We start from the raw sequence: 15,546 nt of genomic DNA, 5'->3' as shown, positions 1-15,546 counted from the left end.
TTCAAACGTCTCCAATTGCTGCAATGATGTTTTCGAGGTCAGTTTCGCTCCACTGAAAGTCTGATAAATCTGCACGAAGCGAGTTATTTTCAGATTCTTGGTGAATTAGCGATGGCGTTCCGCCCAGCGTAGCTGAACGCAATGCTTTGATAAAATTCTGGGCTAGATTTTCAACCGTCCTTTGGCGATGAATCGTATTGCTGTAAGTCCAACTGATTTGTAATTGCTCTGCAACTACAATCGCGTTGATATCTAATAAATGACAACGGCTTCCCCTGGGACTGCGTGCAGCGCCAATATCTGCGTCTGCTAGACTAAAGGGCGATGATTCAAAAAGAACTTGGTCGGATTGTCCCAAATAGTTGAACAGCACCTCAGCTTGCGGTAGAGTTTGCAGTTTTTCTGCTATTGCGTCGCTACTCAGATAACGCAGTACACCATAACCGATACCGCGATTGGGAATCTCGCGTAACTGCTCCTTGATAGTTTTAACCGTCGTGGCTAGGTCAGAAGTTGCTGGCAATTTTAATAGTACTGGAAAAATGGTCGTAAACCAGCCCACAGTCCTTGACAAATCCACATCATCAAATATTTCTTCCCGCCCATGTCCTTCTAAATCTAATAGCAGTGTTGGCTCTCCCATCCACTCAGCAAAAGTTTGTACCAATGCTGTTAGTAATACATCGTTAATTTGGGTTTGATAAGCAGCTGGTACTTTTTGCAACAAAGCTTGCGTATCTGCCACACTCAGGGAAACAGATATAGTACGAGCCGAAGCCTGTGTGTTCTCGCCTCTGGGGAAATCTACTGGGATGGGAGCAATTTGACGGCGGGATTCTGAACACCAGTAGTCTAGTTCTTTTTGAAGTTCGACTGATTGTACGTAGTTTTTCAGCTTTTGCGCCCACTGCTGGAACGAAGTTGTTTTAGCTGGTAATTTAATTGCCTCACCCGCTTGTATTTGGGCGTAAACAGTTTGGAAATCCTCTAGGAGAATGCGCCAAGAAACACCGTCAACAGCTAAATGGTGAATGATTAGTAGTAAGTAGCTGGGCTGATTTGTACCACGGTCAAAAATAGCCTCTTGTACTAAGGGACTCACAGAGAGATTAAAACTAGCTTGTAATTTTGTAGCTGTGGAGGCGATCGCCTTTTGTTGTTCTTGCTGTGACAATGTAGAAAAATCATAGCGGATCGCTGGCACAATATCTGTGGGAGTAGCGATCGCTTGCTTCCATCCAGATTCCTTGACAAAACGTAGGCGAAGTGAATCATGATGCAATATTAACTGCTGCATGACCTGCTGTAAAATCTCCCTGTCGAGATTTTGTCGCATTTCCAGCAAAATTGCCTGATTGTAGTGATGTGGCTCAGGCTGATTTTGCTCAAAAAACCAATGTTGAATCGGGGTGAGAAATACATCCCCTTTGACTAATCCCTGCTCTGCTTGGATAGTGCGAACCGTACCCGCCACTGCTGCTAATTTTGCAATTGTTTGATGGTCGAACATCTGCTTAGGAATCAGTTGCAAACCAGCTTGATTAGCTTTAGCAATAATTTGGATACTCAAGATGGAATCTCCGCCCAACTCAAAGAAGTTATCGTGGATACCTAAGCGTTCCACACGCAAAACTTGAGTCCAAATGTCTGCTAATAATTTTTCAGTCGGTGTAGTAGGTGGTACAAAAGTACCTGACGCGGCTCTAACTTGTTCTGGTGCTGGCAATGCTTTTGTATTTACTTTGCCGTTATTTGTCAAAGGCAATTCCTTCAATGGCACAAAAACTGAGGGAACCATATAATCAGGCAGCTTTTCTTGCAAAAAGCTTTGCATAACGTCGATAGAACTGGGTGATTCTGCATTCCAAACAATGTATGCAGCTAAACGTTTGTTACCTGGAACATCCTCCCGTGCTATGACTACGGCTTCCTTTACCCCTGAATACTCTAAAATTACAGACTGAATCTCTGCTAATTCAATGCGGAAACCGCGAATTTTTACCTGGTCATCAATGCGTCCCAGATATTCCAGAACCCCATCTGCTCGGTAACGCGCCAAATCACCTGTTTTATACAGCCTCTCTCCTGGTGTTTGAGAAAATGGGTTGGGAATGAACTTTTGTGCTGTCAACTGCGGCTGATTGAGATAACCTCTAGCTAATCCTAAGCCACCAATGTGTAAGTCACCCACTACACCAATCGGTACAGGTTGACAGTGTTGGTCAAGAACATATAACTGGGTGTTAGCAATAGGCTCACCAATAGCGACTGAAGTTGAAAGATTTTCTCCTGGTGGTACTTTGTAAATGCAGCAACCGACAACTGTTTCTGTCGGACCGTATTCATTTACCAACATTGTCTCTGGTGCAAACTCGCGCCAAAAAGCAATATCTTCAGCCAACAAATTCTCACCACCAATGATGAAGGCTCTAGTGCGACCTGCGGCTGATTGCGGTGATAAAATCTGACATAGTAACTTCAAGTGAGCCGGTGTAATTTTCACTAAGCTTAAGTTAGAGCGATCGCGTAAAGCATTAGCTAGAGTTTCAATACCTTCGTCTGGTGAAAGAATTTCTACCTGATTCCCCACCAGTAAAGGAGAGAAAAGGCTGGTAATCGTTAGGTCAAATCCTAAAGGAGAGTGAATTATTGTTCCTGTACCTTGCTCCACACCATAAGCTTGGCTACACCAACTGAGGTAATTAACTAATCCTTGATGGTGAATTAATGTCCCTTTGGGTTTACCAGTCGAACCGGAAGTGTAGATGATGTAAGCTAGATTCAGAGTTGTAATATCACTGACTGGGTTATTTGTTGACTGTTGGTTAATGATTTGCCAATCAGTATCTAAGTAAATTACTTGAGTTGCAGAAGTTGGTAGGTTTGCTGCTAAATGTTGTTGAGTTAGTAGTACAGGTGTTTGAGCATCTTTTAAGATAAATGCTTGACGTTCTAGGGGATAGGTTGGCTCAATCGGTAGATATGCTCCACCTGCTTTGAGGATACCTAATAAGCCAATGACCATTTCTAAGGATCGTTCTACACAAATCCCCACAGGTACTTCTAGCTTAACTCCTAATTGCTGTAAGTAATGAGCTAGTTGGTTAGCACGAATGTTGAGTTCACTATAAGTGAGTTGTTTATTTTCAAACACTACCGCTACTGCATCTGGTGTTTTTTCTACCTGCTCCTCAAATAATTGGTGAATGCACTTATTTTTGGGATACTCAGCTTGAGTAGTATTAAAATCAACTAGCAGTTGATGTAGCTCGTTTGGCGGTAATATCTCTAACGCACTAATTGCAGATAACGGATTTTTTAAGACACTGTGCAATAAAGTCTCAAATTCGCCTGCCAAGCGATTGATATTTTCGGCGCTAAATAAGTTAGCATCGTAATGAAATTCTAAATTTAAATAATTGTCGCTTTCTAGACAGGAACATTTAATTTTAAATCTGTCAATACAGGTATACTGCTTGTAAATTGAAAAGCAAATATTGGCAGGAGAAGCAATATATTTCTCATTTTGTGATTCAAAATCAAAACAAAATGGTAAACATGATTCTGTTATATCTTTATTATTTTGTTTAATTTGCTCCCAATTAAAACTATCCTGCCATTCAGAAATTTCTTGGAAGCATTCTTGAGTTTGCTGTAGAACTTCACTAAAAGAATTAATTGATGTTAAATGAGTATGTAACGGTAAATATTTAGCAAATAATCCTAACGCTGTTCCTAATTCTTCGTAATTACGACCATTAGTAGCCGTACCGATAACTATTTCCGATTGTCCAGTCAAGCGCATGAGCAACACTTGCCAACAAGCTAATAAGAATACGGAAACAGAAGCATTATATTTCTCGGCTAAAATTTTAATTTTTTGATTTAAATCATGATTTATCTGCAAGCCGACAACTTGAGGTTTAAACCCTCGATTGGCTTGCGATTGATTCTCTAATGGCAAACTTAAATTCAGAAGATGAGCAATATCCTGTTTACGCCAATATTCTCTACCTGTTTCTGTATCTTCTGATTCAAGTAATTCATTTTGCCATTCAGCAATATCAGCATACTGTAAAATTTCGTCAGATAATTCCTGGTGAAAACAAGCTGCGTAGGAAATGCTGATTTCTCGCACCAGGTTGTTCAGAGTTCCAGAATCCGCGCACAAAGCGGGTAAACTTAAAAGCAATATATATTTTAGCGCCGATAAAGTTATGAAGGCGATCCGCAAATTTTGCCCTTTTTCATAATCAAAAGGCAACTGAAGCATATCCTGAAAAATTTCATCAACTTTAGCTTCTTGTTGCTGAGTTTCCCAGCCAGTTAGATCGTATTCATCTTCCCAATTAATGTCACTATCATTGATTACTTGAACTGGAATTTTCATCCCCGGCAAGCATTTAAATTTAGTCCTAAGTATCTCATGTTTATTAACAACATTTTTTAAGGCTAAATTTAGATTATCTCTGTCTAGCTTGCCTTCAATTAAAACTGCTACTTGGGCGCGAAATGGTGTTTGCTTATCTGCGTGCTGTAACAACCACAGATGTTTCTGGAGTGGGGAAATTCGGACACCTTCAAGAATTTGGGGTTGCATCATAATTTAAAACCAAAAATTATATTTATGCCAAGGAAATAGGGTTATGAGTTACTGCTAATGTTAGATTTTTGTTTAATATTCATTAACTTCTGACGAACTGTGTTTTTATACTCTTTTTCTTGATTGAGTTGTTTTTGATAGTCAGATTCTTTAAGTTTTTCTACTAACTGGGATAGTTGAATATCTGGTTGTGCGATCGCACATTGTAGAAGTGTTTCTAACTGTTCTGCCATGCGGACTATAGTGCTGGATTCAAATAAATCAGTTTTATATTCAAAGCAACCATTAATACCTTCTGCTTGCTCAGAAAGTAATAACCCTAAATCAAAAGGAACTCTCTGCTTGTTGGTATCGAATGGGCTAAGGGTGAGATCTGGTAAAGACAAAGTGAGTTTTTGAATATCTGCTGTGGCTACATTCTGGAAAGCAAACCACACTTGAAATAGGGGATTATAATTTAGGTCGCGCTCTAGCTGCAATTCTCCAACTAACTTTTCAAAAGGCAAATCCTGATGCGCATAAGCTCCTAAAGTTACTTCACGTGTCCGATGGAGCAATTGGCTAAAACTAGGGTTTACTGAAAGGTCTGTTCGCAGAACTAAACTATTGACAAAAAAGCCTATTAATCCTTCAATTTCGCTGCGGTTGCGATTGGCAATAGCTGAACCTACAAGGATATCTTCTTGCTTAGTGTAGTAGTAGAGCAAGGTGTTATATGCAGCTAGCATGGTCATAGAGAGAGTAACATTCTCCCGCCTGCTAAGTAATTTCAGTGCATCGCTGAGGTCTTTGGATAGTTGGAATGATTGGGTTGTGCCAGTATAAGTTGGCTGCAAAGGTCGAGGTCTGTCTGTGGGTAACTCTAGCTTTATAGGTGCGTCTTTGAGTTGCTGTTTCCAGTAGTTTAGTTGGGTTTCTAGTACCTTTAAGCGCAACCATTCTCTCTGCCATACAGAAAAATCTGCATACTGAATTGGCAAGTCAGGGAGTGTCAGCGATTTCCCTTGGCTAAAAGCTGCGTAAAAGTCTGCTAGTTCCCGAATGAGTATCGCCATTGACCACAGGTCGGAGATAATGTGGTGCATTGTCAGCAGTAAAACATACTCTGCTTCGTCTAGCTGTAGTAATGTGGCTCGTAGTAGTGGTCCTTGGGCTAGGTTGAAAGGACTTTGTGCTTCTGCAAGTGCAATGTGCGTTGCTTCCGTTTCTCGTTGTTGAGGCGATCGCTCATTTCCTCTTAGGTCTACTCTCGCTATAGTAATCTCTGTAATCGGTTGAATTTTCTGAACTGGTTGCCCTTCAACTGTAGTAAAAACTGTGCGTAAGGTTTCGTGACGGCTGACGACTGCTTTCAGACTTTGCTCTAAAGCTGTGATGTTGAGTGACCCAGTTAAGCGCACAGCCGTAGGAATATTATAAGTATGATTTCCTGGGTCTAATTGATCGAGCAACCAGAGTCGTTGTTGAGCAAAAGATAAGGGTAAGTTTTTACTCCTGCTAACAGGTTTTATTGGCAAAGTCTCCAACTTTTCCCCAGTTCTGATTTTCGTTTCTATTCTCTGGGCGCATTCTGCTATGGTTGGCGACTCAAACAAATAACTTAGCGGTATCTCTACCCCAAAAGCGTCCCGAAGGCGAGATATTACCTGAGTTGCTAACAGTGAATGTCCGCCTAAATCAAAAAAATTATCATGATTGCCTATACATTCTCTTCCAAGAATTTCTGTCCATATTCCTGCTAGTACCTCTTCTACAGGAGTGCGTTGAGTTTGTACAACTTGGTTTTCTGTAACTGGTGCAGATTTTTGTAAAGGTCTAACTCTTGGAATTTGCGCCAGAGGAATTTGCGCTAAAAGTGTTTGCAGTGTTGCTTCTGGATTAGAAACAATCCTGTTTAATAGAGTTAAAAAATGTTCTAAAATCTGCCCTACATCAGCACTATCAAAACGACGTCGATCGTAAACGCATTTCAAATGGAGTTCTGATTCAACAGATGCTATGAGGGTGAGAGCATATTTAGTTTGTGCGCCAATGGAACGCGAATCAGATATGTTAATTTTTAGCTCAGCAGACTGTAATGCATTTACATCTACAGGATAGTTCTCGAAAACTAAGAGACTTTCATAAAGAGGTAAATGTCCCGGTAATTCACTGCATTGATGAACTTGCCCTGCATTGCTGTGTTCGTATTGTCGTAACTCAAGATTAAAATTTTGGATATTGTTGAACCAGTACCATAACTTTTCTTGCGGATCGATTTTTACTCTTAAAGGCAAAGTATTAATAAAAAGCCCGATGGCTGATTCGATTCCTGGTAAATTTGCTGGACGACCGGAGACTGTAATCCCAAAAACTACATCATCTTTATTACTATAGCGGCAAAGAAGTAATGCCCAAATTCCTTGAACTAGAGTGTTCAATGTTAGGCGATGAGATTTTACTAAAGATTTGATAACTGTTGTACTTGTGGCATCTAAATATATTTTTTGCTCATCATATTTTGCTTTATTAGCACTATTAGTTAAGGGTTCTGCTGTTATTCCTAATGGAGTGGTTTTTGTAAAATTTTTTAAGTTTTTTTGCCAAAATTCTTGAACTTGTAATTCATCTTGTTGCTTGAGCCAGGCAATATAATCTTTGTAAGGGCGAACTGGTTTAAGGTGTAAATCTTGACCTTGGCTTAAAGCTTGGTAAAAAGATAAGAATTCCTGAAATAATAAAGGGTTACACCAGCCATCCATGAGAATATGATGAGAAGTCCAAACTAATTGATAAGTACGATCGCCAGTTTGGAAAAGTGCCAAATGCATCAGAGGTGGTTGAGATAAATTGAAACCGCGATCGCGATTGCTCTGAAGATAAGCTTGCAATTGTGCTTGTTGTTCTAGCAAAGAATATTCTCGCCAGTCTTGCTGCTCCAATGGGACTGCTACTTGTCGCAAAACTACCTGAAGTGGCTGCTCTTGCTCTTTCCAGACAAAGCCTGTTCTTAAAACTGAGTGCCGTGCAATAATCCTCTGCCAAGCTTGCTCACAAGCCGACACATTTACCTCTCCCTGTAAGGTGAAAGTAGATTGCTCAAGATGAATACCTGAATTGGGAGCAAATAATGTCTCAAACAACATCCCTTGCTGAGTTGGAGACAATGGATAAATAGCTTCAATATTTTTCTTATTCATTGCATTTTCCTCCTAATCCAAACCCATTTGTGCAAGAACTTTTTCTAATTGATTTTCATCAAGCATTACATCAGGAAAATCTGAAGGAGTATAACCCCCAGCCTCTGGAGATAGACAATGAGCAATGAGTTCACACAGCACTTCTTTAAACTTTTCGGCTATAAACTTGACTGTAGTTTGACGATGAATATTTTTGCTATAAGCCCAATTCACTCTTAGCTTGCTGTTAGTTATTAAAGCGTTGATTTCTAATAGATGGCTCCTTTGACCGTGCTGGCTCAGAGCTAATCCGCTAGATTCTCGAGCAAACTTAAACGAAGAAGACTGAGAAAAAGTCTGGTCAAACTGACCCAAGTAATTAAAAAGCACTTCAGCTTTGGAGGTACTATTGAGCGATTCTGTTATTTGTCGATCGCGACTTAAATAGCGTAATACACCATAACCAATACCTCGATTGGGAATACTCCGCAGTTCTTCTTTAACTATCTTTAAAGCTGTCCCTGGATCTAAAGCTGCTTCTAAATTGATGTGGACTGGAAAAATACTTGTAAACCAGCCGACGGTACGAGATAAATCTACATTGTCGAAAATTTCTTCCCGTCCGTGACCTTCTAACTCTACTAATAGAGATTGATTCCCAGTCCAACTAGCAAAAGTTTGCCCCAGTGCCGTGAGCAACACATCATTAATTTGAGTGTTATAAGCTTGTGGCACTTCTTTTAAGAGTGCTTGAGTTTCTTCGGCATTTAGCTCTATTGATACGATATCTTTAGAAGCTTCTGTGTTTTCTCCATTGAGATCATCTACTGGCAGAGCGAAAATTTCTTTTTGAGACAAAGCTAACCAGTAATGCTGTTCTTGCGCTAAGGCTTCTGATTTTGCATACTCCTGTAGATCGTATGACCACTGTTTAAAGGAAGTAGTTTTCGCTGGTAACTTAACAGTTTTGCCTTGACTTAGCTGCTCATAAACTGTTTGTAAGTCCTCCAGCAAAATTCGCCAAGAAACCCCATCTACAGCTAAGTGATGGATGATAATCAATAAACGGCTTGGCTGATGACTACCCAAATCAAACAACGCTACTTGAATTAAAACTCCACTGGACAAATCGAAACTTGCCTGTAATTTGGTAGCCGCTGCTTCGATAGCTGGCTGTTGTTCTGCTGCTGATAGTGTAGAAAAATCGAATCGTGCCAACGTTACTTCTTTTTCAGGTGGTGCTATTACCTGCTCCCAGCCAGAATTAGGTTGCTCAAACCGTAGCCGCAGAGCATCGTGGTGGATGTATAAATGCTGTATACTCTGCCTTAACACATCTGGAGCGATCGCTGGTTGAATTTCTAATAAAACAGCTTGGTTGTAATGGTGTAACTCTGGTAAATTTCGACGGAAAAACCATTGCTGGATGGGTGTCAGAGGTACTAAACCTGTAACAATCCCTTGCTCGGCTTGAGTAGTCTCGTCAGTAGTCAGACAGACGGTAGCTAATTCAGCAATATTTTGGTACTGAAATAACTGTTTTGCAGTCAGCCTTAAACCTGCTTGGTTAGCTTTAGCAACTATCTGAATAGTTAAAATTGAATCTCCACCTAGTTCAAAGAAGTTGTCTTCAATCCCCACTTGTTCTACACGCAGAACTTCTGCCCAGATTTGAGCTAGTTTAGCTTCTATCGGGGTACGCGGAGCTATAAACTGTTTATCTAATTCTGGTCTAACGTCATCTGGTGCTGGCAATGCTTTTCTATCTACTTTGCCATTTGGTGTCAGTGGTAAAGCTGGTAACTGCACAAATGTAGCCGGAATCATATACTGGGGCAAATTCTGACCGAGAAAGTGGCGCAATTCACTAATTGCAGGTGCAGGTTGTTGTTTCGCCACCCAATAAGCAACTATTCGCTGTTCTTCAGCAATAACCACAGATGCTTGTACTGCTGGATGTTGGCTAAGTACCGCTTCAATTTCTCCTAGTTCAATTCGGAATCCGCGAATTTTAACTTGGTGGTCAATACGTCCAAGGAACTCTATATTACCGTTAGGTAGGTAACGGGCTAAGTCGCCAGTTTTGTACAGACGCGCACCTGGTTTATGACTAAATGGGTTGGGAATGAATTTTTCTGCTGTTAGCGTTGGGCGGTTAAGATAGCCTCGTGCAAGACCAGTACTAAAAATGTATACTTCACCAGGTATACCAATTGGTGATAGTTTTAACTGACTATCCAATATATAAATTTGGGTGTTAGCAATTGGGCGACCAATAGTAATTAAATCATCTTCTGCGTTAACAAGAGAAAATGTAGAATAGGTCGTATCTTCCGTAGGACCATAAAGATTAAAGACGTTTTGTACAGAAGTTTTTTGATACAACTGTTGCACCACTTTTTGAGGCAAAGCTTCACCTGCTAAATTAATGGTACGTACACAAGCGAGTATACCATCAATTCTAAGTAATTCAGCGATCGCGGATGGAACAGTATTAATTAAAGTTACTTCTTGAGCAGCAACTGAAGAGTGCAAATGCAACAGATTTTCTGTAACAATTACTTTCCCACCCCAACTTAGAGGCACAAATATTTCAAATACTGATAAATCAAAACAGATAGAGGTTGATGCTAAAACACCAGATAGGTCTTGGTAGCTAAATATTTCTTTCGCCCAATATATTAAGCCAATAACGTTTTGACGATCGATGACCACTGCTTTTGGTTGACCAGTTGAGCCAGATGTATAAAGAATGTAGGCATTATTAATTGATGAAACTAGAGTATTAATATTTTCTCTGCTTTCATTCTTGATAATTTGCCAGTCTCTATCAATACAAATTGTTTTGGCTTGATGAGGAGGTAATGTCTCTAATAGATGTGCTTGAGTCAGTAGTATTTTTACTTGAGCATCTTGGAGCATGAAAGCTAAACGCTCTTGAGGGTAATTTGGATCTAGTGGTAGATATGCCCCGCCTGCCTTGAGAATTCCCAATAGCCCGACGATCGTTTCTATGGAACGCTCTACACAAATCCCCACCAGTACCTCTGTCCCAACTCCCAGTTTTTGCAAGTAATGTGCTACTTGGTTAGCTCGCTGATTTAGTTGGTGATAGGTAAGTTGCTCATTTTCAAATACTACTGCAACTGCATCTGGCGTGCGTTCTACCTGTGCTTCAAATAGTTGATGGATGCACTTGTCTTGGGGATATTCAACCTGAGTTTGATTCCAGCCTACTAATAATTGGTGTTGCTCATCTGCTGTTAACAGGGGTAATTCAGAAAGCTGTTGTTCTGGATTAGCAATGATACCACCTAGTAACATCTGTAAATGCCCTGCCATCCTTTGTATAGTTTGCGGCTCAAATAAATCGATACTGTACTCTATAGTTCCTACTAGTCCCTCCTCTGTCTCTCTCATGTTTAGTGTCAAATCGAACTTCGCAGTACCGCTGTCACTTTCGAGAGTACTTAAAGTCAAACCAGGTAACTCTACCTCTGAGTTTTGTGCATTTTGAAGCACAAACATCACCTGGAATAGGGGTGTATGGCTTAAGTCTCGCTGTGGCTGTATTTTTTCCACTAGCAGTTCAAAAGGCGTATCTTGGTGGGTATAAGCTCCTAAAGCTACTTCTTTAACCCGATGCAGCAACTCTTGAAAACTGGGATTGCCTTCAAGATTAGTCCGCAACACCAGGGTATTGGCAAAGAAACCAATTAAACCTTCTATCTGGCTGTGGTTACGATTAGCGATGGGAGAACCTATGACAATATCATTGCTTCCGGTGTAGCGGTGTAGCAGTGTCTTAAAAGCTGTCAGTAAGGTCATGAACAAAGTGCTTCCCTGTTGCTGGCTCAAAGATTTTAACGCCAGAGATTGCTCAGGAGACAAACAGAAAGAATATTTTGCACCACGGGAGGATTGAATAGTCGGTCGCGGATAGTCAGTTGCTAACTCTAGTACGGCTGGCGCACCATCTAGCTGTTTTAGCCAGTAAGCAAGCTGGGATTCTAGTACTTCTCCCTCAAGCCATTGTTTCTGCCAAGCTGTGAAGTCTGCATACTGAATTTCGAGTTCGGGTAAAGGCGAAGGTTGCCCCTCACAAAAAGCTTGATAAAGTATTGCTGCCTCACGCACTAGCACATCTATTGACCAACCATCAGAGACAATGTGATGCATGGTCAATAGTGTGACGTATTCCTGTTCGCTCAAGCGGAGTAATTTCACTCGTAGCAGAGTGTCAGCCTCTAGGTTAAACGGCTGCTGCGCCTCTGCTAGGGCTAGTTGTCTGACCTTGGTTTCTCGTCGATCTGGCGGTAATTCGCTCAGGTCAATTACTGATAATAACCCTGGTGTTGTCGGTGAAACGACTGCTATGGCTTGCCCTTCGACTGTCCGAAAATTGGTTCGCAAAACTTCGTGACGGCGGAGAATTTCATTAAAACTCTGTTCTAGTGCTGCGAGATTTAACTGTCCTTCTAGGCGCACAGCAGCAGGAATATTGTAAAAAGGGCTATCCGGCTCTAACTGGCTAAGAAACCATAATCGCTGTTGGGCAAAGGATAAGGGTAATTCTGGCGATCGCTCAATGCGCTCGATCGGTGGTAACTCTAATCTTTTGTCGGCGTTAATTGCTGTTTGAATTTCTTTAGCTAACTCGCTTAGTGTTGGCAATTCAAACAAGCGACGTATTGGTATCTCTACCTCAAATACTTGCCGGATCTGGGATATAACACGAGTTGCTAGAAGGGAATGTCCGCCCAAATCAAAGAAGTTATCGTTTACACCTACCTTTTCTAAACCCAGTACCTTCGCCCAAACTCCAGCGAGCATTTCTTCTACTGGTGTGGCAGGAGCTACAAAATTAGATTCAGATATTAGCTGTGTTAGGTTAGGTGCTGGCAATGCTCGTCTGTCTATTTTACCATTGGGTGTCAAAGGTAACGCTTCTAACACTACAATAGCTGTTGGCACCATATAGTTTGGCAGCTTTGACTCTAAGAAGCGGCGCAGTTGAGCAATTGTTACTATTTGCTCTGGATATAGAGTTATATAAGCTACTATTTGATTTGCGGATTCATCTTGGCGCATGACAACCACACTCGTAGATACAGATGGGTGTTGGTTGATAGCAGCTTCAATTTCTCCTAGTTCAATGCGGAAGCCCCGAATTTTAACTTGGTTATCAATCCGACCAATGTACTCTAGTTCCCCACTTGGTAAATAACGAGCTAAATCACCTGTTTTGTAAAGACGTGCATCTGGTTTGCGGCTAAAGGGGTTGGAGATAAATCTTTGTGTAGTTAGTTCTGGTTGGTTCAGATAACCCCGCGCTATTCCAGCACCACCAACATACATTTCACCGGCTACGCCAATAGGTAAAAGTTGCTGGTTTTGGTCGAGTAGGTACACCTGTAAATCTGGGATCGGACGACCAATTACGCTACCTAAAGACTGCATCACATCTTCTTGGGTTAACCGACGATAAGTGACGTGAACGGTGGTTTCGGTAATGCCGTACATATTAACGAGCTGCGGTGAGCGATCGCCATGTCGCTCAAACCAGGGTTTTAGGCTTTGCAGTACTAAGGCTTCGCCACCAAAAATAACAAACCGTAGATTCAATGAGTGCTGCTGCAAAACAGCATCGGCTTGAATCAGTTGGTAAAAGGCGGAAGGCGTTTGGTTGAGAACCGTTATCCCTTGAGTGGAGAGTAATTTATAAAACTCTTCTGGAGAGCGACTGACCCAATAAGGCACAACCACTAACCGTCCGCCATAAAGCAGCGCACCCCAAATTTCCCAAACTGAGAAATCAAATGCGTAGGAATGGAATAAAGTCCACACATCATTACTATTAAATTCAAACCAAGCTTGAGTAGCTGCTAACAGTCTTACTACATTGGAATGCTGAATTAACACACCTTTGGGTATACCAGTGGAACCAGAGGTGTAAATTACATAAGCTAAGTTATGGCTGCTGACATCAGTTAATGGGTTTTCTTGGCTTGCTTGAGCAATTTTTTCCCAATCGGTATCTAAACAGATGACTTTGGCTGCATAATCCCCTAGTTGTGCGACTAAGTTCTGCTGGGATAATAAAACCTGAATTTGGGAGTTTTCTAGCATGAAAGCTAAACGCTGTTGGGGGTAGCTTGGGTCGAGAGGGATATAAGCACCACCAGCTTTAAGAATCCCTAAAATGCCAATTACCATTTCTAAAGAACGCTCGACACAAATTCCCACTAATGCCTCTGACTCAATACCCAATTTTTGCAAGTAATGTGCTAGTTGATTGGCTCGCTGATTTAGTTCTCGATAGGTGAGATGTTGCTCTTCAAAAACTACAGCTACAGCATCTGGTGTTTTTTCTACCTGTTCCTCAAATAATTGATGAATGCACTTATCCTGCGGGTACTCAGTTGTGATGGTATTCCATTCTAAAAGTTGATTTTGCTCAGTTTTTGTTAACAAAGGTAGTGAAAAGAGCGATCGACTAGGATTTACAACTATACCCTCCAGTAAAGTTTTTAGATGGACTAATATCGCTCTGATGGTGGCTACATCAAACCTGCTGCAATCATATAAAATCTTTAACGATAACTCTGTACTTACCCCAACTGAAAACGTGATGGGATAGTTTGTCGATTCTACAGACCGAATATTATGGATCTGCATTTCTGTAGCCCATTCTTTTAACGAAGCGTCTACAGGATAGTTTTCAAATACAAAAATACTCTCAAACAGGGGCAAATCTCTACGAACTTCACTCCATCCCTGTACTTGTACTAAAGGGCTATATTCATATTGTTGCGCCTCTAATTGTTGCGCCTGGAGTTTTTGCAGCCAAGGAATCAGCAACTCATTCCCAGAAACCTGTACCCGCACTGGTAAAGTGTTAATAAACAGCCCCACCATTGATTCCGAACCGACTAATGCAGGTGGACGACCAGCAGAAGTTGCTCCAAAAACAACATCTTCTTCACCGCTATAGCGGCTCAGGAGGATAGCCCAAGCTCCCTGTAAAACAGTATTTAAGGTCAACTTGTGCTGTCGCGCTAATGTTTGCAGGGCGACTGTTGTTACTGGTGATAGCTTGATTGATTCTTCCCCAGATCCTGTAGCTGAATTTGACAAACTACCGATTCTCAACTGAGTGGGTGCAGTAAAACCCTTCAGAACCTTACGCCAAAATGCTTCAGCTCGATCTAAATTCTGCTGTTGCAGCCAAGCAATGTAATCTGCATAAGGACGAGAACGTGGTAATGGTAAAACTTGCCCTTGACAAAGTGATTCGTAAGTCTGAAAAACTTGCTGAAGCACTAAAGCTGTAGACCACCCATCTAAAAGCAAATGGTGGCTACTCCAAATAAAATGGTAAGTCTCTTGGGCTAGCTGAATTAAAATCAAGCGCATCAGGGGTGGCTGAGAAATATCAAACCCTTTCTGGCGGTCTGCTTGCAAGAAGACTTCTAGGCTTTCTTGCTGCTCAACAACTGACAAGGATTGCCAGTCATATTCTTGCCAAGGTAACTCCACAAATCTATGCACTACCTGAAACGGCTCTTTGTGCTGCTTCCAGTAAAAAGACGTGCGTAAAATTGGATGCTGATTTATGATTTGTTGCCAAGCTTGTTTAAAAGCTGGAATGTCAATAGTTTTAGTAAACGTATAACAACTTTGAACAAAATAAACCCCTGATTCTGGTGTGGAAAGGGTATGAAAGAGCATACCCTGCTGGATAGGTGAAAGTGGATAGATATTTTCAATATTTTTCTTATTCAT

At 41.2% G+C, this 15,546-nt stretch carries 3 protein-coding genes; all 3 read right to left on the bottom strand.

The features are described 5' to 3' along the window. Nucleotide 1: 1 nt before the first annotated feature. Genes CHRO_RS18235 through CHRO_RS18225 form a run of 3 tightly spaced genes read right to left on the bottom strand, consistent with a single transcriptional unit; the run spans nt 2 to nt 15,546 of the window. Nucleotides 2–4,603 carry a non-ribosomal peptide synthetase gene (locus CHRO_RS18235; RefSeq protein WP_015155709.1) on the bottom strand — a complete coding sequence of 1,534 codons (4,602 nt, stop codon included), beginning with the start codon at nt 4,601–4,603 and terminating at the stop codon, nt 2–4. 41 nt (nt 4,604–4,644) lie between these two features. Further along, nucleotides 4,645–7,782: a condensation domain-containing protein gene (locus CHRO_RS18230; protein WP_015155708.1), complete on the bottom strand. Its 3,138-nt coding sequence runs from the start codon at nt 7,780–7,782 to the stop codon at nt 4,645–4,647. Nucleotides 7,783–7,794: 12 nt separating this feature from the next. After that, a complete protein-coding gene (locus CHRO_RS18225) occupies nt 7,795–15,546 on the bottom strand; it encodes a non-ribosomal peptide synthetase (protein ID WP_015155707.1) in 7,752 nt (2,583 codons plus the stop codon).

It is taken from the genome of Chroococcidiopsis thermalis PCC 7203 (assembly GCF_000317125.1).
In the GTDB taxonomy this organism is placed as follows: domain Bacteria; phylum Cyanobacteriota; class Cyanobacteriia; order Cyanobacteriales; family Chroococcidiopsidaceae; genus Chroococcidiopsis; species Chroococcidiopsis thermalis.
Note: the sequence above shows the minus strand (reverse complement) of the source record. Positions and strands in the feature narration are given on the sequence as shown.

Bases quoted from the DNA above. Each gene is read 5' to 3' on its own strand.
- CHRO_RS18235 (WP_015155709.1), bottom strand. From the start codon at position 4,603: ATGATGCAACCCCAAATTCTTGAAGGTGTCCGAATTTCCCCACTCCAG.
- CHRO_RS18230 (WP_015155708.1), bottom strand. From the start codon at position 7,782: ATGAATAAGAAAAATATTGAAGCTATTTATCCATTGTCTCCAACTCAG.
- CHRO_RS18225 (WP_015155707.1), bottom strand. From the start codon at position 15,546: ATGAATAAGAAAAATATTGAAAATATCTATCCACTTTCACCTATCCAG.